At 67.1% G+C, this 21122-nt stretch carries 19 protein-coding genes; 18 read left to right on the top strand and 1 reads right to left on the bottom strand.

Features of this window, described 5'->3' with window-relative positions:
* The first annotated feature begins 1 nt into the window (after position 1).
* The 16 genes from AMD30_RS14190 (at position 2) to AMD30_RS14265 (ending at position 17866) form a co-directional block, all read left to right on the top strand.
* Complete coding sequence (locus AMD30_RS14190) at positions 2 to 706, top strand: M15 family metallopeptidase (protein ID WP_084817265.1); 705 nt, start codon at positions 2 to 4, stop codon at positions 704 to 706.
* An 80-nt stretch (positions 707 to 786) separates the two neighbouring features.
* A complete protein-coding gene (locus tag AMD30_RS14195; protein WP_055476062.1) occupies positions 787 to 1194 on the top strand; it encodes a hypothetical protein in 408 nt (135 codons plus the stop codon).
* A gap of 160 nt (positions 1195 to 1354) precedes the next feature.
* Positions 1355 to 1759, top strand: coding sequence for an NADH-quinone oxidoreductase subunit A (locus tag AMD30_RS14200; protein ID WP_010844709.1), 405 nt, complete (start codon positions 1355 to 1357; stop codon positions 1757 to 1759).
* Between the two features lie 40 nt (positions 1760 to 1799).
* Complete coding sequence (locus tag AMD30_RS14205; protein WP_010844710.1) at positions 1800 to 2354, top strand: NuoB/complex I 20 kDa subunit family protein; 555 nt, start codon at positions 1800 to 1802, stop codon at positions 2352 to 2354.
* Positions 2351 to 3058 carry an NADH-quinone oxidoreductase subunit C gene (locus AMD30_RS14210; RefSeq protein ID WP_055476063.1) on the top strand — a complete coding sequence of 236 codons (708 nt, stop codon included), beginning with the start codon at positions 2351 to 2353 and terminating at the stop codon, positions 3056 to 3058. The genes AMD30_RS14205 and AMD30_RS14210 overlap by 4 nt, the downstream gene beginning before the upstream one ends.
* A complete protein-coding gene (gene nuoD / locus AMD30_RS14215; protein ID WP_055476064.1) occupies positions 3058 to 4371 on the top strand; it encodes an NADH dehydrogenase (quinone) subunit D in 1314 nt (437 codons plus the stop codon). The genes AMD30_RS14210 and nuoD overlap by 1 nt, the downstream gene beginning before the upstream one ends.
* Positions 4368 to 6434: an NADH-quinone oxidoreductase subunit NuoF gene (gene nuoF / locus AMD30_RS24580; protein WP_084817266.1), complete on the top strand. Its 2067-nt coding sequence runs from the start codon at positions 4368 to 4370 to the stop codon at positions 6432 to 6434. Before nuoD ends, nuoF begins: the two co-directional genes overlap by 4 nt.
* Entirely contained in the window at positions 6431 to 8857 is a 2427-nt protein-coding gene (locus tag AMD30_RS14225) for an NADH-quinone oxidoreductase subunit G (protein ID WP_055476065.1), read from the top strand. The genes nuoF and AMD30_RS14225 overlap by 4 nt, the downstream gene beginning before the upstream one ends.
* Positions 8854 to 10188 (top strand): NADH-quinone oxidoreductase subunit NuoH, encoded by a 1335-nt coding sequence (gene nuoH / locus AMD30_RS14230; RefSeq protein WP_055476066.1) that lies wholly within the window; start codon positions 8854 to 8856, stop codon positions 10186 to 10188. Before AMD30_RS14225 ends, nuoH begins: the two co-directional genes overlap by 4 nt.
* The gene (gene nuoI, locus AMD30_RS14235; RefSeq protein ID WP_055476067.1) at positions 10181 to 10744 is read left to right on the top strand and encodes an NADH-quinone oxidoreductase subunit NuoI; all 564 of its coding nucleotides are present in this window, start codon (positions 10181 to 10183) and stop codon (positions 10742 to 10744) included. The genes nuoH and nuoI overlap by 8 nt, the downstream gene beginning before the upstream one ends.
* The gene (locus AMD30_RS14240; protein ID WP_055476068.1) at positions 10741 to 11529 is read left to right on the top strand and encodes an NADH-quinone oxidoreductase subunit J; all 789 of its coding nucleotides are present in this window, start codon (positions 10741 to 10743) and stop codon (positions 11527 to 11529) included. Before nuoI ends, AMD30_RS14240 begins: the two co-directional genes overlap by 4 nt.
* Positions 11526 to 11825: an NADH-quinone oxidoreductase subunit NuoK gene (gene nuoK / locus AMD30_RS14245; RefSeq protein WP_010844718.1), complete on the top strand. Its 300-nt coding sequence runs from the start codon at positions 11526 to 11528 to the stop codon at positions 11823 to 11825. The genes AMD30_RS14240 and nuoK overlap by 4 nt, the downstream gene beginning before the upstream one ends.
* A 10-nt stretch (positions 11826 to 11835) precedes the next feature.
* Complete coding sequence (gene nuoL / locus AMD30_RS14250) at positions 11836 to 13749, top strand: NADH-quinone oxidoreductase subunit L (RefSeq protein WP_055476069.1); 1914 nt, start codon at positions 11836 to 11838, stop codon at positions 13747 to 13749.
* Positions 13746 to 15350 carry an NADH-quinone oxidoreductase subunit M gene (locus AMD30_RS14255; RefSeq protein ID WP_010844720.1) on the top strand — a complete coding sequence of 535 codons (1605 nt, stop codon included), beginning with the start codon at positions 13746 to 13748 and terminating at the stop codon, positions 15348 to 15350. Before nuoL ends, AMD30_RS14255 begins: the two co-directional genes overlap by 4 nt.
* Positions 15350 to 17134 (top strand): NADH-quinone oxidoreductase subunit NuoN, encoded by a 1785-nt coding sequence (gene nuoN / locus AMD30_RS14260; RefSeq protein ID WP_055476070.1) that lies wholly within the window; start codon positions 15350 to 15352, stop codon positions 17132 to 17134. The genes AMD30_RS14255 and nuoN overlap by 1 nt, the downstream gene beginning before the upstream one ends.
* 396 nt (positions 17135 to 17530) lie before the next feature.
* Positions 17531 to 17866, top strand: coding sequence for a hypothetical protein (locus tag AMD30_RS14265; protein WP_231632725.1), 336 nt, complete (start codon positions 17531 to 17533; stop codon positions 17864 to 17866).
* A 538-nt stretch (positions 17867 to 18404) separates the two neighbouring features.
* On the opposite strand, the gene AMD30_RS14275 is transcribed toward AMD30_RS14265, so the two are convergent.
* Positions 18405 to 19247 (bottom strand): alpha/beta fold hydrolase, encoded by an 843-nt coding sequence (locus AMD30_RS14275; RefSeq protein WP_055476073.1) that lies wholly within the window; start codon positions 19245 to 19247, stop codon positions 18405 to 18407.
* A gap of 55 nt (positions 19248 to 19302) precedes the next feature.
* Here AMD30_RS14275 and AMD30_RS14280 point away from each other — a divergent pair, with 55 nt between their 5' ends.
* Together AMD30_RS14280 and AMD30_RS14285 are read left to right on the top strand one after the other, a co-directional pair.
* A complete protein-coding gene (locus tag AMD30_RS14280) occupies positions 19303 to 20181 on the top strand; it encodes a LysR family transcriptional regulator (protein ID WP_014925067.1) in 879 nt (292 codons plus the stop codon).
* On the top strand, positions 20178 to 21104 hold the full coding sequence (locus AMD30_RS14285) for a serine hydrolase (protein WP_055476074.1): 927 nt from the start codon (positions 20178 to 20180) through the stop codon (positions 21102 to 21104). The genes AMD30_RS14280 and AMD30_RS14285 overlap by 4 nt, the downstream gene beginning before the upstream one ends.
* Positions 21105 to 21122 lie beyond the last annotated feature (18 nt).

The following is a 21122-nucleotide window of genomic DNA, read 5'->3' on the forward strand; positions in this document are numbered from 1 at the left end:
GATGGTATCACCGTTCCTGGTGCCACCTGATCCTCGGGCATTGTCTAGCGCCGCGATCTCGGTTCCCCCGATCAATTTCCGTGGCTGGCCGTCGGATCCCGGTGGAATCGAAATCGGTTTCAGCACAGAAGAGCTCACCGAGCCTCCAGCGACCGTCGCGACCATGCCGTACTACCGAATGCTTGCCGTTGGTCACCCGCCGGCACTGACCTTGCTCCGCACCGGCGTCTGCGGACGCCTCTCCGTGGCATCGGCGGCGTTGCCGGGCGCATTCGGACTGGTCATCCTCGATGGCTGGCGGACACGAAAGTTCCAGCGTGAACTGGTCAATTACTATTCGACCGACCACGACCCAGTCGGTGCAGGATTCGTGTCGTCGGCCGACGACCCGGACTTCGCGCCACCGCACGTAACTGGCGGCGCAGTCGATCTCACCATCTCTTATAACGGCATTCCTCTCGCACTCGGCACCGACTTCGACGAGTTCACTCCTGCCGCTGCGACGGACTGGTATGAAACACACGCTGTGAAGGGAGCCGATGCCGTGCTCATCCGCGATCTGCGTCGAATGTTCGGAAACGCGATGCTTAAGGCCGGCTTCGCCCCTTATCAACAGGAGTGGTGGCACTGGTCTTACGGCGACCAGATCTGGGCGAGGTTCTACGGGCTGCAGCACTCGATCTATCCCGCGATCGACGGGCCATGATGGCTTGTAGATCACGGTCTGCCGCGAATCACTCCGCCGAGCTGCCGTAGCCGACCGGTGCATGTCGTAGCATCAACGGCGTGACCCACCCCCTGGCTCCGCGAACGCTGCGTGTGCTGGTCTATTCCGACGATTCCGATACCAGACGGCAGGTCATCGGCGCCCTCGGAACCCGCCCCGATCCCGACCTGCCTGATCTCACCTTCGTCGAGGTCGCCACGGCGCCGATGGTGTTCGCGCAGCTCGACGCCGGTGTCATCGACGCCGTGATCGCCGACGGCGAGGCCACCCCGGCCGGCGGCATGGGCCTGGCCAAGCAGATGAAGGACGAACTCGATCCCAGCCCGCCGGTGCTCGTCCTCCTCGGACGCGCCGACGACCGGTGGCTCGCTGACTGGTCGCGCGCCGACGCCGTGTCCGTGCTGCCGGTCGATCCGATCGCCCTGCCCCGTGCGTTCGTCGAGATGGTCGGAAACGCCGAACTCTAGAAAACAGTGACTCGCGCCACACACTCACCTAGGCTTGTGTTGCAGCTCACATTCGTACTGGCGGACCAGATCGGCAGCCGGCGCGGATAGGACGAACACCCGGGCCGGCCGCACCGAACAGGTGCACTCCGGTCGCCACAAGCGAGGAGGGGTCCGCGCTTTGAACGCCTACGTCCCGATCATGATCCTCGGGGCAATCGGCGTGGCGTTTGCCGTTTTCAGCGTCTTCATCGGCATCGCGATCGGTCCGAAACGGTACAACCGCGCCAAACTCGAGCCCTACGAATGCGGCATCGAGCCGGTCGAACAGAGCCTGCTCTACCCGACGCGACGCACCGCGGGCGGCGCCGTGGCGACCGGTTCGGTCCAGCGCGTGCCGGTCAAGTACTACCTCACCGCGATGCTCTTCATCATCTTCGACATCGAGATCGTGTTCCTCTACCCGTGGGCCGTTGCCTTCGACTCACTCGGGTGGTTCGGACTCATGGCCATGCTCTTGTTCATCGTCAACGTGTCCGTCGCGTACGCCTACGAATGGCGCCGCGGCGGACTGAGTTGGGACTGAGAGCATTTCGCACGATCCGACACCGGCAAGGAGGTCACCCATGGGACTCGAGGAGAAACTCCCCAGCGGATTCCTGCTGAGCACCGTCGAGGATCTGGCGGGCTTCATGCGCAAGGGCTCGCTGTGGCCGGCGACATTCGGGCTCGCCTGCTGCGCCATCGAGATGATGGCCACCACGTCGGGGCGCTATGACCTCGCACGCTTCGGCATGGAGGCGTTCCGGGCATCGCCACGTCAGGCCGACCTCATGATCGTCGCCGGCCGGGTCAGCCAGAAGATGGCACCCGTCCTGCGGCAGATCTACGACCAGATGCCGGAACCCAAATGGGTTCTCGCCATGGGGGTCTGCGCGTCGTCGGGCGGGATGTTCAACAACTACGCGATCGTCCAGGGCGTCGACCACGTGGTCCCCGTCGACATCTATCTGCCGGGCTGCCCGCCGCGTCCGGAGATGCTGCTGCACGCGATTCTGAAACTGCACGAGAAGATCCAGGAGATGCCGCTCGGGGTCAACCGCGAGGAGGCCATCTGGGCGGCCGAACGCGCAGCCCTCCAGGCCACCCCGACGATCGAGCTCAAGGGGTTGCTCCGATGACGACGCCCGCAGGCCACCAGGATCCCGAGAATCCGGCGCCTCCGCCCCCCGATTCCGAACAGATCGGCGTCCGGCACGGCCTGTTCGGCCCGCCCGGAACCGGCGACACGTCGGGATACGGCGGGCTGGTCCGGCCGGTCACGCTGCCGCCCAGCTCGTCCCGTCCGTACGGCGGCTACTTCGACGAGATCTCCGATCGCCTGCGAGACGAACTGGGCGATCGTCACGACGACGCGATCGAGAAGGTCGTGGTCTTTCGCGACGAGATGACCATCCACGTTGTGCGCCGGCATCTCCCGGCCGTTGCATTGGCTCTTCGCAATGCGCCCGCCCTGCGCTTCGAACTCTGCCTGGGGGTCAGCGGGGTCCACTACCCCGGCGATGCGGACCGGGAACTCCACGCCGTCTATCCCCTCGCATCGCTCACGCACGGTCGACGAGTGCGGCTCGAGGTCGCGGCTCCGGACGCCGATCCGCACATCCCGAGCATCTGTGACATCTACCCGACCAACGACTGGCACGAACGCGAGACCTACGACTTCTTCGGCATCGTCTTCGACGGCCATCGATCTCTGACCAGGATCGAGATGCCCGACGACTGGGAAGGGCATCCCCAGCGGAAGGACTACCCGCTCGGCGGAGTCCCCGTGGAATACAAGGGAACCCGCATCGACCCGCCCGACCGGAGGAGGTCGTACAACTGATGACCGACACCCACACACGCACCTACACCGTGTCCGGGCAGGACTGGGACTCGATCGTGTCCGACGTCCGCACCCGCGCCGAACAACAACCCGGTGACGAACGCATCGTCGTCAACATGGGTCCGCAACACCCGTCGACACACGGGGTCCTGCGTCTGATCCTCGAGATCGAGGGCGAGACCGTCACCGAGGCCCGCTGCGGAATCGGGTACCTGCACACCGGGATCGAGAAGAACCTGGAGTACCGCAACTGGACTCAGGGCGTCACGTTCGTCACGCGGATGGACTACCTGTCGCCGTTCTTCAACGAGACCGCCTACTGCCTCGGTGTCGAGAAACTCCTCGGCATCACCGACGACATCCCGGAGCGTGCCACCGTCATCCGGGTGATGCTGATGGAACTCAACCGCATCTCCAGCCACCTCGTCGCATTGGCCACCGGCGGAATGGAACTCGGTGCCGTCACGGCGATGTTCCTCGGATTCCGCGAACGGGAGATGATTCTCGACCTGTTCGAACTCATCACCGGCCTCCGGATGAACCACGCCTACATCCGGCCCGGGGGTGTCGCACAGGACCTCCCGGCGGATGGTGTCGAACGTGTCGCCGAGGTGATCCGCCAGCTCCCCGGCCGCCTGGACGAACTCGGAGATCTGCTGACCGACAACTACATCTGGAAGGCGAGGACCCAGGGCGTCGGTTACCTGGATCTCACCGGCTGCATGGCACTCGGGATCACCGGCCCGGTGTTGCGGTCGGCCGGTTATCCGCACGACCTGCGTCGGGCCGAACCATACTGCGGTTACGAGGACTACGAGTTCGACGTCATCACCGAGGACACGTGCGATTCGTACGGCCGCTACCTGATCCGCGTCCGGGAGATGCGCGAATCGATCCGCATCGTCGAACAGTGCCTGGAACGCCTGCGTCCGGGGCCGGTGATGGTCGCCGACCGCAAACTCGCCTGGCCTGCCGACCTCGCGCTCGGGCCGGATGGACTGGGCAATTCGCCCGAGCACATCGCGCGGATCATGGGGACCTCCATGGAGGCTCTCATCCACCACTTCAAACTGGTCACCGAGGGCATGCGCGTCCCGGCCGGCCAGTGTTACATCGCCGTCGAATCACCGCGGGGCGAACTCGGCGCCCACATGGTCAGCGACGGCGGCACCCGTCCGTACCGCGTCCACTTCCGCGACCCGTCGTTCACGAATCTGCAAGCGGTCGCCGCGATGTGCGAAGGCGGGATGGTCGCCGACGTCATCACGGCGGTGGCCAGCATCGACCCCGTGATGGGAGGCGTGGACCGATGACCGATCCCGTGTTCGTGGACCTGAGCACCGCACCGCCGCCGGAGGGATCGGCGCCGGCGCACGCCACCCCGGTCCCACCCATCGTCTTCGACGGACCGACGGACTACCCGGTCGAGGTCGCCGAGCACCTCGAAACACAGGCCCGGCCGATCGTGGCCCGCTACCCGCAGGCTCGATCGGCGCTGCTGCCGCTGCTGCACCTGGTCCAGTCCCAGGACGGCCGCCTCACGCGCGCCGGCATCGAGTTCTGCGCCGCGCTACTGGATCTGACGCCCGCACAGGTGGCCTCGGTCGCCACCTTCTACTCGATGTACCGGCGCACACCCACCGGCGAGTACCTGGTCGGCGTCTGCACCAACACCCTCTGCGCGACCCTCGGCGGCGACGAGATCCTGCGCTCGGTCTGCGACCACCTCGGCGTCGAACCCGGGGACACCACAGCCGACCACCGCATCACCGTCGAACACGTCGAGTGCAACGCGGCCTGCGATTTCGCGCCGGTGGTGATGGTCAACTGGGAGTTCTTCGACGACCAGACCCCGGAGTCGACCATCGAGCTGATCGAGGACCTCCGTGCCGGCGTCGAGGTGACGCCGGCTCGCGGAACCGGTCCGGTGCGATCGTTCCGAGGAACCGAACGGGACCTTGCCGGGGTGGTCGCGCCGGCCCCCTCCCCGCTGGTTGAGCCGGCCCCGAGCGAAGCGAGGAGCCGAGTCGAAACCACCTCCCAGCCGACGAGTGCAGCACCCGACCCCGAGCCCGAACCTCCGGAGGCCCCGGTCCTGTCCCGCCACTGGAGCGAGCCGGAATCCTGGACCCTCGACAATTACCGACGCCACAACGGCTATCGCGCGTTGTCGACCGCGTTGCGGACTCCGCCCGACGACATCATCGAGATGGTCAAGGCCGCCGGACTCCGGGGCCGCGGCGGCGCCGGCTTCCCGGTGGGCATGAAGTGGTCGTTCATCCCCCAGGGCGACGAGACCATCCCGCACTATCTCGTGGTCAACGCCGACGAGTCCGAGCCCGGCACCTGCAAGGACATGCCGCTGATGCTCGCCTCGCCGCACACCCTCGTCGAGGGCGTGATCATCGCGGCCCATGCCATCCGCGCTCACCACGCGTTCATCTACGTACGCGGCGAGGTCGCCTCGGTTCTCCGGCGATTGCGCACCGCCGTCGACGAGGCCTACGCCGCTGGTTATCTCGGCGCCGACATCCTGGGTTCGGGCTTCGACCTCGAACTGGTCGTCCACGCCGGCGCGGGTGCCTACATCTGCGGCGAGGAAACCGCACTGCTCGATTCGCTCGAGGGCCGACGGGGACAGCCCCGCCTGCGCCCGCCCTTCCCGGCGGTCGCCGGGCTGTATGCGAGTCCGACGGTCGTGAACAACGTGGAGTCGATCGCGAGTGTCCCGTCGATCGTCCGTAACGGCGTCGACTGGTTCCGGTCCATGGGCACCGAGAAGTCGCCCGGGTTCACCCTCTACTCGCTGTCGGGTCATGTGACGCGTCCCGGACAGTACGAAGCGCCGCTGGGGATCTCGCTACGGGAACTGCTCGATCGTGCCGGCGGGGTGCGCGCCGGTCACGAGCTGAAGTTCTGGACGCCGGGCGGGTCGTCGACGCCGATGCTGACGCCGGAGCACCTCGACGTCCCGCTCGACTACGAGGGCGTCGCCGCGGCCGGGTCGATGCTCGGCACCAAGGCCCTGCAGATCTTCGACGAGACGACGTGTGTGGTCGGCGCCGTCCTGCGGTGGACAGAGTTCTACGAACACGAGTCCTGCGGGAAATGCACCCCGTGCCGCGAAGGTACGTACTGGCTGGTGCAACTGCTCCGTCGTCTCGAGCACGAGGGCGGAACCGCCGCGGACCTCGACACCCTCGCCGACGTCACCAACAGCGTCGTCGGCAAGTCGTTCTGCGCTCTCGGGGACGGCGCGGGCAGCCCGATCGTGTCCTCGTTGGAGTACTTCCGCGACGAGTATCTGGCTCACCTCGACCACGGGTGCCCGTTCGATCACTCACGGTCGACCGTCTGGTCGGGAGGCGTCCGATGACACTGGTTCACGGCAGCGGTCCGGCGACCGAGACAGACAACCTGGTGGGCATCACGATCGACGACCGTGTTGTCCGGGTTCCCAAGGGCACCTTGGTCATCCGTGCGGCCGAGCAGATCGGGATCACGATCCCGCGGTTCTGCGACCACCCGCTCCTGGAACCGGTCGGCGCCTGCCGGCAATGCCTCGTCGAGGTCGAGGGACAGCGGAAGCCGCTCGCGTCGTGCACGACCGTGGCCACCGAGGGAATGGTCGTGCGGACACAGCTCAGTTCCGAGATCGCGGCGGGAGCCCAGCGCGGGGTGATGGAGCTCCTCCTGATCAATCACCCCCTGGACTGTCCGGTGTGCGACAAGGGCGGCGAGTGCCCCCTGCAGAACCAGGCGATGTCGGCCGGGCGCGCGGAGTCCCGGTTCGACGGCGTCAAGCGGACCTTCACCAAGCCGGTCCCGCTGTCGTCGGAGGTCCTGCTCGACCGGGAGCGGTGCGTGCTGTGTGCCCGCTGCACCCGATTCTCCACGCAGGTCGCGGGTGATCCGCTCATCGAGCTCGCGGATCGCGGTGCGCTGCAACAGGTCAGCGTCTACGCCGACGAGCCGTTCGACTCCTACTTCTCCGGGAACACCGTCCAGATCTGCCCGGTCGGTGCGCTGACGGGCGCGCAGTACCGGTTCCGCGCGCGTCCTTTCGACCTGGTGTCGACGCCGAGCGTGTGCGAGCACTGCGCCAGTGGCTGCGCCCAGCGCACCGATCACCGCCGCGGCAAGGTCCTGCGACGGCTCGCCGGCGACGACCCCGAGGTCAACTCGGAGTGGAACTGCGACAAGGGACGCTGGGCGTTCGCGTACGCGTCGTCGGCGGAGCGGATCACCGCTCCACTCGTCCGGGACCGGCACGGCGAACTGCGTGAGGTGTCCTGGGCGCACGCGGTGCGCGTCGCGAGCGAGGGGTTGTCCCGATCGCTGGGCAACACCGGTGTTCTCACCGGCGGCCGGCTGACCGTCGAGGACGCCTACGCGTACTCACGATTCGCGCGGACCGTGTTGCGCACGAACGACATCGACTTCCGCGCCCGCAGCCACAGCGCCGAGGAGGCCGCCTTCCTCGCCGCCCGCGTCGCCGGGCGCGGGCTCGAGACCACCTACGAGGACCTGTCGAGCGCGCCCGCGGTGCTGCTCGTCGGGTTCGAACCCGAGGAGGAGTCCCCGATCGTCTTCCTGCGTCTCCGGCGCGCGGTCCGCACCTCGGGTCAGCGCGTCGCGACGCTCGCCCCGTTCGCGAGCCGAGGCGCAACCAAACTCGACGCCACGCTCTTCCCGACCGTGCCGGGTGACGAGGCCGGGGCGCTGCGGTCGGAGGCGGTGCTCGCCCACCTCGAGCCACCCGGTTCGGTCATCGTCGTCGGCGAACGGCTCGCCACCCGGCCCGGTGCGCTGCTCGCGGCCACGCAGCTGGCCGAGCGCACCGGCGGCCGACTGGCGTGGATCCCGCGACGCGCGGGCGAACGGGGCGCACTCGAGGCGGGAGCCCTGCCGGGACTCCTGCCCGGAGGGCGCCCGCTCGACGACGACGCCGCCCGTACGCCGGTGGCCGACATCTGGGGCACCGACCTCGACCCACGGCCCGGCCGAGACACCGCCGGGATGATCGATGCCGCGCGCTACCACGGACTCTCGCTGCTGATCGCCGGTGTGGACATCGACGACCTCCCCGACCCCACCGCGGCGACCGAGGCGCTCGCCGCCGCCCCGTTCGTCGTCGGCCTCGAGCAACGCCACAGCGCTGTCACGCGGTCCGCGGACGTGGTGTTCCCGACCGCCGTCGTCGCCGAGAAAGAGGGCACGTTCGTCGACTGGGAGGGCCGCCCGCGGAGCTTCACCACCGCCCTGAAGGATTCCGGCCATCTGTCCGACCACCGCATCCTCGACGAGATCGCCCGGCAGATGGGTGTCGACCTCCGATGTGGCGATGTGGCGACCATCCACATCGACCTGCGACGGATCGGTGGGTGGTCGGGCCGGCGGCCCGCCGTCGACGCCGTCGACATGCCGCAGCGCACTCCGGCCGCCGGCCAGGCGGTCCTGGCCGGATGGCACATGCTGCTCGACGAGGGACGGATGCAAGACGGGGAGCCGTACCTCGCCGGTACCGCCCGCCCGCCGGTGGCTCGGCTGGCGCGCTCCACCGCCGCCGAAGCCGGTGTCGCGGCGGGTGACCGTCTCCGCGTCAGCACCGCCGACGGCGCCATCACCCTTCCGGTGGAGATCACCGACATGCCTGACCGGGTGGTCTGGCTCCCGCTGTTCTCACCCGGCTCGCACGTCCACGCGGCGCTCCGCGCGCAGGAGGGGGATCTCGTCGCCCTCGCGCCCGCTCCAGCACCGGTCGACATCACAGATGACACCGCAGGGGGTGCCCCGTGACACTCGCCGTCGACTACCCCACCCTCGACGACTTCGGGCTCGATCCGATCTGGCTCGTCGTCGCCAAGGCGGTGGCGGTGTTCGCGTTCCTCGTCGTCAATCCGCTCGTCGCGATACTGCTGGAACGAAAGATCATGGCCCGCATGCAGACCCGGATCGGTCCGAACCGGGTCGGCCCCAGGGGAATCTTGCAGAGCCTTGCCGACGGGGTCAAGCTCGCGCTCAAGGAAGGGATCATCCCCACCGGCGTCGACAAGGTGATCTACCTGCTGGCGCCGATCATCGCGGTCGTTCCGGCGGTGATGGCCTTCGCGGTCATCCCGTTCGGGCCGATGGTGTCGGTGTTCGGTCACCAGACACCGTTGCAGCTCACCGACCTCCCGGTCGGGGTCCTGTATGTCCTGGCCGTGACATCGGTGGGCGTCTACGGGATCGTGCTGGCCGGCTGGTCGTCGGGCTCCACGTATCCACTGCTCGGTGGCCTCCGGTCGACGGCCCAGGTCATCTCCTACGAGATCGCCATGGGACTCACCTTCGCCGCGGTGTTCCTCGACGCCGCGACCATGTCGACATCGGGAATCGTTGCCGCGCAGGAGCACCACTGGTATGTACTGCTGCTCCTGCCCTCGTTCGTCATCTACGCCATCTCGATGGTCGGTGAGACCAACCGGGCACCCTTCGATCTGCCCGAGGCCGAGGGCGAGCTGGTCGGCGGGTTCCACACCGAGTACTCGTCGTTGAAGTTCGCGATGTTCATGCTCGCCGAGTACATCAACATGGTCACCGTCTCCGCGCTCGCCACCACGCTGTTCCTGGGCGGTTGGCAGGCGCCGTGGCCGGTGAGCGCCTTCGACTGGGCCAACTCCGGTTGGTGGCCCGTGCTCTGGTTCACGTTGAAGGTGTGGGTGTTCCTGTTCGTGTTCATCTGGCTGCGAACCAGCCTGCCGCGCTTGCGGTACGACCAGTTCATGAACCTGGGCTGGAAGGTCCTGATCCCCATCTCGCTCACCTGGGTGATGGTCGTCGCGATCATCCGGGCCGCGTTCGCCGGTGAGGACGCCGACCTCACCCGGGCACTCGTGTCCGCGGGAGCCGGGCTCGTGGTCACCGGCCTGATCGCCTACGCGGTCTTGCGGCTGATGAGGATTCCCGACACCCCTGATGCGGCGGATGAGTCCGGAGACCCGGCCGCACCCGACGAGTTCGACCCGATGGCAGGCGGATTCCCCGTTCCGCCGATGCCCGGTCAGGTGCTACGACCGGGGACCACATCCGAGCCGGGCACACCCGTCACCGATCCGACAGCGAACCGGGAGACCACCGATGCCTGACTTCCTGAAACCCGTGAGCGGTTTGCGTGTCACCTTCGGCGGCATGTTCCAGCCGACGATCACCGAGCAGTATCCAGAGGAGAAGCGACCCACCGCCGCGCGATACCACGGCCGCCACCAGTTGAACCGGCATCCCGACGGCCTGGAGAAGTGCATCGGGTGCGAGCTGTGCGCCTGGGCCTGTCCGGCGGATGCGATCTATGTCGAGGGCGCCGACAACACCTCCGAGGAGCGCTACTCACCTGGCGAACGGTACGGCCGCGTCTACCAGATCAACTACTTGCGGTGCATCGGTTGCGGGCTGTGCATCGAGGCGTGCCCCACGCGAGCGCTGACGATGACCAACGACTACGAGCTCGCCGACGACAATCGCGCCGACCTCATCTACGAGAAGGACCGTCTGCTCGCTCCGCTGGAACCCGGCGTCGAGGCGCCGCCGCATGCGATGGCACCGGGCTCCACCGAGGAGAACTACTACCGGGGTGAGGTGAGTGCCGACGGCCGCGTGGACCTGCCGGTTCCGACGGTCCGGGGTCACCGGGAGACGCAGCCATGACCGCCACGGACACCCTGTGGCTCGCCGACGAGGCGGTTCGCACCTCAACCGGTGAGGCGATCCAGTTCTGGGTTCTCGGAACCGTCGCCGTCGCAGGCGCTCTGGGCGTCGTCTTCGCCACCAAAGCCGTCTATTCGGCGATCTCCCTGGCCACCACGATGATCGTGCTCGCGGTCTTCTACGTCGCGCAGGGGGCACTGTTCCTGGGTGTGGTGCAGGTGGTGGTCTACACCGGCGCGGTGATGATGCTGTTCCTGTTCGTCATCATGCTGATCGGCGTCGACTCGTCGGACTCGTTGCGCGAGACGTTGCGCGGTCAGCGGGTGTCCGCCGCGTTGATCGGACTCGGCTTCGGGGTTCTGCTGATCGCCGGGATCGGCAGCGCCACCGTCGGAGTCGTCACCGGAGCCACCGCCCCCGACGCGATGGCCGCGGGGAGCGACGACGCCGTCGAGGCCATCGCCGAGCTGATCTTCGTCCGCTACCTGTGGGCCTTCGAGCTCACCGGCGCGCTCCTCATCGCCGCCACGCTGGGCGCCATGGTGCTGGCGCACCGGGAACGCTTCGGACCGCGGCTCACCCAGAAGGAACTGTCGCAGGCGCGGTTCCGCAGTGGGGTGAACCTGACCCCGCTGCCGACACCTGGCGTCTATGCGCGACACAATGCGGTCGACGTGCCGGCACGCCTGCCCGACGGCTCCCCGTCGGACTTGTCGGTGAACGCCATCCTGGCCGCGCGGACACTTCGCGCCCACACACCCGAGGAGCCGGGGGGTGGCCGGTGAACCCGGAGAACTACCTCTACCTCGCGGCGCTGTTGTTCACCATCGGCGCCGCCGGAGTACTGCTGCGACGCAACGCGATCATCGTCTTCATGTGCATCGAGCTGATGCTCAACGCGGCCAACCTCGCCTTCGTCACCTTCGCTCGGATGAACCAGTCGTTCGACGGCCAGGTGATCGCCTTCTTCACGATGGTCGTCGCCGCGGCGGAAGTGGTGGTCGGACTGGCGATCATCATGACCATCTTCCGATCGCGCCGGTCGGCGTCGGTCGACGACGCGGATCTGCTGAAGCGGTAGAGGAGGATTGGTGAACGCCGAACTCACTGCGTCACTGCTGTGGTCGATCCCCGCACTGCCGCTCGTGGGTGCCGCGATCCTGCTCCTCGGCGGACGCGCGACCGACCGGTGGGGGCACCTGCTCGGTACGGGTCTGGCGATCGCGTCGTTCGCGGTCGCGCTGATCATGTTCACCGGCATGGTGTCCCGTTCCGCCGACGACCGCGCCGTGTCGGACGTCCTCTTCAGTTGGGTACCGGTGGGCGAGCTGCAGGTCGACTTCGGGTTGCGCCTCGACCAGTTGTCGATGTGCTTCGTCCTGCTGATCACCGGCGTCGGTTCACTCATCCATGTCTATTCGATCGGCTACATGCAGCACGATCCCGATCGTCGTCGATTCTTCGCCTACCTCAATCTGTTCCTCGCGGCCATGCTGGTGCTCGTCCTCGCCGACAACTACCTGGGTCTGTATCTCGGCTGGGAAGGCGTCGGGCTCGCGTCCTACCTGCTGATCGGCTTCTGGCAGTACAAGCCGTCGGCGGCCACCGCCGCCAAGAAGGCGTTCGTCGTGAACAGGGTCGGCGACATCGGGCTGGCCGTCGGCCTGATGATCATGTTCGCCACGTTCGGGTCGGTGTCCTTCACCGCCGTCTTCGACGGCGCCTCGCAGGCGGGCGAGACCACGCTCACCGCACTGGGTTTCGTGCTGCTCCTCGCCGCGTGCGGCAAATCGGCGCAGGTACCGCTGCAGTCCTGGCTGGGCGACGCGATGGAGGGTCCGACACCGGTGTCGGCCCTGATCCACGCCGCGACCATGGTGACCGCGGGCGTCTATCTCATCGTCCGCTCGGGCCCGATCTTCGACCTCGCCCCCGCCGCCCAGGTCGGAGTCGTGGTCGTCGGCGCGGTCACCCTGCTGTTCGGTGCGGTCATCGGTTGCGCGGAAGACGACATCAAGAAGGCGCTGGCCGCGTCGACGATGAGCCAGATCGGGTACATGGTCCTGGCCGCCGGGCTCGGGCCGGCCGGTTACGCGTTCGCCATCATGCACCTGCTGACCCACGGCTTCTTCAAGGCGGGGCTGTTCCTGGGCGCAGGTTCGGTGATGCACGGGATGAACGACGAGACCGACATGCGCCGCTACGGTGGCCTGCGCACCCTGATGCCGATCACGTTCGCCACCTTCGGTGTCGGCTATCTCGCCATCATCGGCGTACCGCCGTTCGCCGGCTTCTACTCGAAGGATCACATCATCGAGGCGGCGTTCGGAGCCGGTGGCGCCAAGGGGTTGATCCTCGGTGGCGCCGCACTTCTCGGCGCCGGGATCACCGCGTTCTACATGACCCGGGTCATGCTGCTGACCTTCTTCGGCGACAGGCGCTGGCACGACGGCACCGACGCGCCGGTACCGCATCCGCACGAGTCGCCGCGGGTGATGACCGGTCCGATGATCCTGATCGCGCTCGGCTCCGTCGCATCAGGCGGCCTCCTGGCCATCGGCGGATCGCTGGAGACGTGGCTCGAACCCGTTGTCGGAGAACACACCGCGCACCACCTCATCCCGGTGTGGGCGATGACCGCGATCATCCTCGTCGTGGTCGCCGCCGGCGTTGCCGTCGCCTACCGTCAGTACGCGACCCGTGCGGTGCCGGTGACCGCACCCGAGGACGTGTCCGTGCTGACCGTCGCCGCCCGCCGCGATCTCTACGGCGATGCCGTCAACGAAGAGCTGCTGATGCGGCCGGGCCGGCGCCTCACCTCCGGGTTGGTCGCGGTCGAGTCCGACGGGGTCGACGCACTCACCAGCGGCGTCGGCGATGCGGTGACCGGTGCGTCGGGTCGAATACGGGGCTGGCAGAACGGATATGTCCGGTCCTACGCCCTGTCGATGTTCGCGGGCACCACGGTGATCGTGGCCCTGGTGATGGCGGTGAACGTCCTGTGAGCATCCCCTGGCTGACCGTCCTCTGGGTCGCGCCCGCGGTCGGCGCGGCGCTTGTCCTGGCGGTGCCGGCGCACCGGGCGACCGCCGCGAAGTGGTTCGCTCTCGTGATGTCCGTGGCGGTTCTCGTCCTGGCGATCGGCCTCGCGATCGGTTTCGATCCCGGTGGCGAGCGCTACCAGTTCGTCGAGGATGTCAGCTGGATACCGGCGCTGGGCACGCGGTACGCGCTCGGTCTCGACGGCATCGGACTGGTGTTGGTGCTGCTGACCGCGGCGCTACTGCCGCTGCTGCTCGTCGCCGGCTGGCGCGATGCGGAATCCGTCGGCTCGCTGGACAGCTCGGGCGGTCGCGCGCAGAAGGGCCCGCACATCTATCTGGCACTGTTCCTCGCGACCGAGGCGATGGTGCTGATGAGCTTCGTCGCCCTCGACGTACTGCTGTTCTACATCTTCTTCGAGGCGATGCTCATCCCGATGTACTTCCTGATCGGCGGGTTCGGCACCGGGCCGAACCGATCGGCCGCGGCGGTGAAGTTCCTGCTGTACAACCTCTTCGGCGGCCTCCTCCTGCTGGCCGCGGTGATCGGGCTCTACGTGGTGACCGCGCAGGACGGGGTGGGCGCGGACGGTGGCGGGACCTTCGCGCTGCAGGACATCGCCGCCGCGGTCGCCGGCGGACAGATCGACGATTCGACCGGGCTGGCCAAGCTGCTGTTCCTCGGCTTCCTGTTCGCATTCGCGGTGAAGGCGCCCCTGTGGCCGCTGCACTCGTGGTTGCCCGACGCCGCGGTCGCAGCCACTCCCGCCTCGGCGGTACTGATGATGGCCGTCATGGACAAGGTCGGGACCTTCGCGATGCTGCGGTTCTGCATGCAGCTGTTCCCGGATGCGTCACAGTATTTCGCGCCGCTCGTCTGCGGACTCGCCGTGGTCGGCATCGTCTACGGCGCGATCCTGGCGATCGGCCAGACCGACGTGATGCGGCTGATCGCCTACACATCCATCTCCCACTTCGGCTTCATCATCCTCGGGATCTTCGTGATGACCGACCAGGGCCAGACCGGCTCGGCCCTCTACATGGTCAACCACGGGATCTCCACCGCGGCACTGTTCCTCATCGCCGGGTTCCTGGTGTCGCGCCGTGGGAGCACCCTGATCGCCGACTACGGAGGGGTGCAGAAGGTCGCACCGGTCCTCGCGGGCACCTTCCTGGTCGCCGGGCTCGCCACCCTCTCGCTCCCCGGGCTCGCCCCCTTCATCAGCGAATTCCTGGTTCTCATCGGCACATTCACCCGATACCCGGTGGCCGCGGTGGTCGCCTGCTCGGCGCTCGTCCTCTCGGCGATCTACATCCTCTGGACCTATCAGCGCATGATGGGCGGGCCGCCTAAGACGCCCGACGCCCGCTCGTCGCCGATGCGGGACCTGGCGGGACGCGAGCTGGTGGTCGTCGCACCGCTCCTCGCCCTGCTCATCGGGCTGGGGGTGTACCCGAAACCGATGATCGATCTGATCGATCCCGCGGTGCAGGCAACGCTCACCACCGTCGGCGTCGAATCGCCCGAACCGGCTGTGGCCGAGCCTGATGCGGAGGGCAACTGATGAATCCGAACACCCTCGTCGGAGACTCGATGACGCTCGCTGCCATCGACACCCCCAGCGTCGAGTACGCATCACTGTCACCGATGCTCATCGTGTTCGGCGCCGGGGTCGTCGGGGTGTTGGTCGAGGCGTTCGCGCCGGGCCGCCTGCGCTATCCCATGCAACTGTCTCTCTCGCTCGGCGGACTGGTCGTCGCATTCGCTGCACTGATCACGCTGGCGGTCGCGCAGACACACGATGGCGCGAACGGTGAGTTCGCGATGTCCGGCGCGGTCGTCGTCGACCGGCCGGCACTGTATCTGCAAGGACTGCTGCTGATCATCGCGATCGTTGCGGTCGGGTTCATGGCCGAACGTCGGCTCGAGCGCGTCGTGGCGCCCGTGACGATGCGCAGACTCGCCGGGGTCGGCGGGGCCGAGTCGGCGGCCGGCGCAGGCACCGCCGGCGTCGGTCCGAACGGTGGTGGGGTCGACGCGGACATGTTCACCCCCTCGGGAGCCTCGGTGCCCAACACCGACGCCGAGTTCGAGGCCACCCGCGCCGGTGCGGTGACCACCGAGGTGTTCCCGCTGGCCCTGCTCGCGGTGGGCGGGATGATGTTGTTCCCGGCGTGCGGTGATCTCCTCACGATGTTCATCGCGCTGGAGGTGTTCTCGCTCCCGCTGTATCTGCTGTGCGGACTCGCGCGGCGGCGGCGCCTCATCTCGCAGGAGGCCTCGCTCAAGTACTTCCTGCTGGGTGCGTTCTCGTCGGCGTTCTTCCTGTTCGGCTCGGCGTTCGTGTACGGCGCCACGGGTTCGCTCAACCTCTCGACGATCGGTGCGTCGATCTCGGCGGCCGCCGACGGTGGCGGAGACACCACGCTGGCACTCATCGGACTGGCCCTCCTCGCCGTCGGCCTGCTCTTCAAAGTGGGTGCGGTGCCGTTCCATTCGTGGATACCGGATGTCTATCAGGGCGCCCCGACGCCGGTCACGGCGTTCATGGCCGCAGCAACCAAGGTCGCCGCCTTCGGCGCGCTGCTACGTGTGTTCTACGTCGGCTTCCCCGCACTCCGCGAGCAGTGGGAACCCGCACTGTGGGCGGTGGCGATCGCCTCGATGGTGATCGCCTCGGTGATGGCGGTGACCCAAACGGACGTGAAGCGCATGCTGGCGTACTCGTCGATCGCGCACGCCGGGTTCATCCTGCTCGGCCTGATCGCCTTCGACGACGCCGGACTCGGCGCCACGCTGTTCTACCTCGCCGCCTACGCCTTCACCACTCTCGGCGCGTTCGCCACGGTCGCCGTGATCCGCGAGCCCGACACAGACACCCGGACCTCCGCTCGCAATGCCGTCATCCACGGCGCGACACCGACACCGCGCAACCCCCACCTGTCCGGCCGCGAGGCCACCGACCTCACCCAGTGGTCGGGGCTGGGCCGCCGATATCCGCTTGTGGGTGCCATGTTCGCGGTCTATCTGCTCTCGTTCGCGGGCATCCCACTGACCAGTGGCTTCATCGCCAAGTTCGACGTCTTCGCCGCAGCAGCCGGTTCCGGCGGCGGCGTACTCGTGGTCATCGGCGTCATCAGCAGCGCGATCGCCGCATACGTTTACATCCGCATCATCGTCGCCATGTTCTTCGACGACGTACCCGCCACCGGCGCCCCGCACGTGGTGAAACCCAGTGTGCTGACGACGTCCGGCATCGCCCTGTGCACTCTCGCCACGGTGGCCCTCGGCGTCTTCCCCCAACCGCTGCTCGATCTCGCCGATTCGGCGTCGGTGTTCTTGCGCTGATCTGGCGACAAGCGTCCGTCGGGGGATCGCTCTGATAGCAGCGTGAAGTGGCGGGGGTCCTTCGGCGGGGGTGGGAGGGCGCCGAGTACGGTGCGTTGGCAGGCGCAGCGTGTTCCTATTGGTCGGCATCGGGGTAGTCGCCACCGGACCAATCGGAAGAACGTTCGGAAGCAGATTGGCGGCTTGTTTCGATTGGGCGAGAATTGGACTCTTCACGACAGACTCGAGCGGATGGCTGTAGTGCGATCCCGCGTCACCGATCCTCGAACACTCCCAGGCGACGTGCGAATAGAGGTAGACGCTGACGACTACCGAGCCGACCCCTCGGGCACCCGATCCGGGTTCATAGGCCTGTACGTAGCACAGCAAGCTCCCGAAGAAGATTTCACGGACAACGTGGCCGTAATCCTGACACGCTTTGTGGTGGACGCGACGGTGGCAGTCAACGACCTGTTCGATCACGCATTCGCCGAGGCTCGCGAGCTTCCAGATTGGACCGAGCAACGCGCGGACCGGTATCCGACCAGCACGCGCACCGAGGGAACAACGCTACAAGCAGGCAGTCATCGTAGAGAAAACGGCAGCTGGCTCTACACGGTCACCAAACTCGAGGCATACCAACGGGGCAATGTGGCCTACCTCCTGCAGTGCACAGGTACCACCATTTCGACCAACCTCGCGACGCGGTCAACCCTGATCGATACGGTCAGTTCCGCGCGCTTCGACGATTGACCTCAGGAGCAAGAGTGGTAACACGCGCGTCCTGCGTCCCAGACCTCGACCGGGCACTCGCCACGCGAATCGACTTCGTCGCTGACCCGTCCGACAGCTCGTGGTACGTCGGGACGGTTGACGGCATCTCCATTTACGTGCGAATGGGCAACTTTCCGGACGAAGAGGCCTACTCGCTTTACCTAGGACATGGTCGGTGGATGGACTTCAGCCGAGTTCCCGACTACTGGACGATAACTACGCCGGCCGACGGGTGGCCATCGACGGCTCGCGAACGTCTACCCAAGGGCGAGTTTCATACTTGACAATGGCTCCCAACAGATTGCGTGAGCGACAGTTCGCGTTTCCGCTCACTGTTCCTGTCCCGGCTCACCGAACATCACCCGGCGGGATCGGATCTGGCGGCAACCGGCGGTCACTATGGAATTGTCAAAGGCGTGCACGGTCCCGGCTCTCGGGCCGCGATCGGGGTTGGGGCAGTTGTGTCCGGTATGCGGCGAAAACTGCCCCCGACGTCAGCCGGCCGCGGCCCGACAGCTCAGTCGGTGCTGACACTCGCGACGTGCCGAATGATGTTCTGCGTCAGCACATCCGGCTCGGACTCCGGTAGCCAGTGCCCACCGGCTATCTCGCGGACGTCCAGCCCGCGAACGACATCGGCAGTCTTGCACATCACGTCCACACTGAAGAACGGATCGTCCCGACCGTAGATGTACGTCGTGGGCACAGGCTGTTGTGATGCAGGTGGCCGGGGATGCTTCGGCGGCCGCAGTCGCTCGAACAGCATCCGTCGATACCAGTTGACCGCGCCTCGCGCGACGCCGTCCGACCTCATGCGTTGCTGATAGTGATTCGCACGTTCCGCGGAGAGGCCGGACCGTTCCAGAAACCGGGCCAGGTGCCGCGTCAGCACATGTTCCGGTACCGCAGGCAGCACCAACGCGAGCATGTACCAGCTCCGCACCGCCTGTCCTGTTCGTAGCATTCCCCATGCCAGGGCCTGCGGGTGCGGGGTCGACACGATCGTGGCGGTACGCAGTCGGTGCGGGTGAGTTCTGCGCATCGTCCACGTCAGAGCACCGCCCCAGTCGTGTCCGACGACATGAGCACAGTCCACGCCCGCGGCGTCGAGCAACGCGATGACGTCGGCAACGAGCCGCGGCGACCCGTACCGCGACACCGACCGCGGGCACGCCTCGGGCGAGTAGCCACGCAGGTTCGGGATGAGAACCCGAAAACCACATGCGGCCAGCGACTGCCCCACTTCGTTCCACGCCGTACGGTCCTGCGGGAATCCGTGTAGAAGTACTATCGCCGGGTCGTCGGCAGCTCCGAGATCGGTCACTTCGAAGGTGAGCCCGTCGGCTGAGAACGTGTCCACGTGGCATTTCCTCCTCGGATGATCCAGTCGTACCAACCATGCCATCCTGGAACCCGTGGATCTGATCAGGCACTTGCGGTTCTTCGTCGCCGTGGCCGAGGAGGGTCACTTCGGTGAGGCCGCTGCCCGTCTGGAGATGACGCAGCCGCCCGTGTCGCAGGGTCTGCGTCGCCTGGAGAAACAGCTGGGGCTCCAGCTCATCCGACGCACCACGCGCGGCGCCGAACTCACCGACGCCGGTCGCGAACTCCTCCCCCGCGCTCGCCTGCTCGTCGACGACGCTTCACGATTCATCGGCGAGGCCCGCCGGTTACACGAGCACACCGAGGTATTACGTTGGGGCGCTGCGTCACTGATCGGACCGACGATCACGGCCACCCTCGCACATCGCATCGCCGGCGTGGCGTCCGGGCAGGACGCCGTCAGCGCATCGACAGTGAATCTCGTCGAACAGGTGTCGGCCGGCTCACTCGACTTCGCCGTCGTCGAAGCCCCCTGTGTCACCGGATCCTTGACCAGCGGGCCGGTTGTCGTCGTCAAACGCTCGGTGGTGGTGCCTGCGACGCACCCGGCGGCATCCGCCGACCGGCCCCGCCTACGTCAACTGGCGGGTCTGCACTTCTGCCACACGCCACGGTCGTTCAACCCGCCCGCACACGACCAGCTGATCGACCGGTTCCGCGAGTCAGGACTCGACCCGCGGTTGTATCCGGTGACCTCAGCCGACCAGGTGCTGGCCGCGGTCGCTGCCGGGAACGCCTTCGCGCTGACGGTCGATCGCGACGTCCTCGCCGCGGTCGACGCCGTCCGCTGTCTTTCCATCGGCCGGGACGCCACGGCGCTACGCCTACGCGTCGTGTATCGCGAACCCGGTCTCAGCGAGGTGGCAGGAATCGTCACCGCCGCCCTCTACCGAATGGGCAAGGCCTCGTGAGCGCATCGACGTCCCTACCCGCGCCGGTCCGCGCCGAACTCGATCGCGTCATCCGCGAAACCTTCACCGATGCAGGGTGTTCGGGCTGCGTGCATGCACGGACGATCGGGCCGACACCGGTCGAGTTCAGCCACGATGCCGATGCGCCGGTCGTGCTGGCATCGGTGTACAAACTGGCGGTGTTGATCTCGTTGTGCCGCCTGGCAGATCGCGGTGACATCGACCTCGCCGCATCGATCACCGTCGAGCCCACGCGGTGGGCTCCGGGACCGACCGGGCTCGCGCTCTTCACCGACCCCGTGACCATGACCTGGCGCGACCTGGCCACGTCGATGATGACCGTCTCCGACAATGTCGCCGCCGACGTCATCCTCACCCACATCGGGTTGCCGCGGATCCACGCAGACCTGAACCAACTCGGCCTGGCGCACACCCGCATCGTCGGCGGCGTCGCCGAACTGCACGAGCGCCTGCAGCGGGAGACGGGCACGAGCACCGTCGCCGAGGCTTTCGCAGCACTGGCTGATCCCGACATCGACCCGTCGGTCAGCGCCTACGACGCCGCGTACTCCAGCTCCGCGACGCCCCGAGACTGTACGACGCTGCTCGACGCGATCTGGACCGACCGCGCAGCGTCCGCCGCGTCGTGCGAGTTCATTCGGCAGACGATGAGAAAGCAGGTCTTCACCTCGCGACTGGCATCGGGCTTTCCGTTCCGCCGGGTCAGCGTCGCGGGCAAGACAGGCACACTCGTCGCCGTCCGCAACGAAGTCGGCGTCATCGAGTTCCCGGGCGAACTGCCGGTCGCCGTTGCGGTGTTCACGATGAGCGCGAGGTCCGAGATGGCGTTGCCCGAGGTCGATCGCGCCATCGGGGAAGTCGCCCGCGCGGTGGTCACGGAACTACGTACGCCGAACGACTGACCACAAACCACCGTTTCA

Source organism: Gordonia sp. HS-NH1 (genome assembly GCF_001418765.1).
GTDB lineage: Bacteria > Actinomycetota > Actinomycetes > Mycobacteriales > Mycobacteriaceae > Gordonia.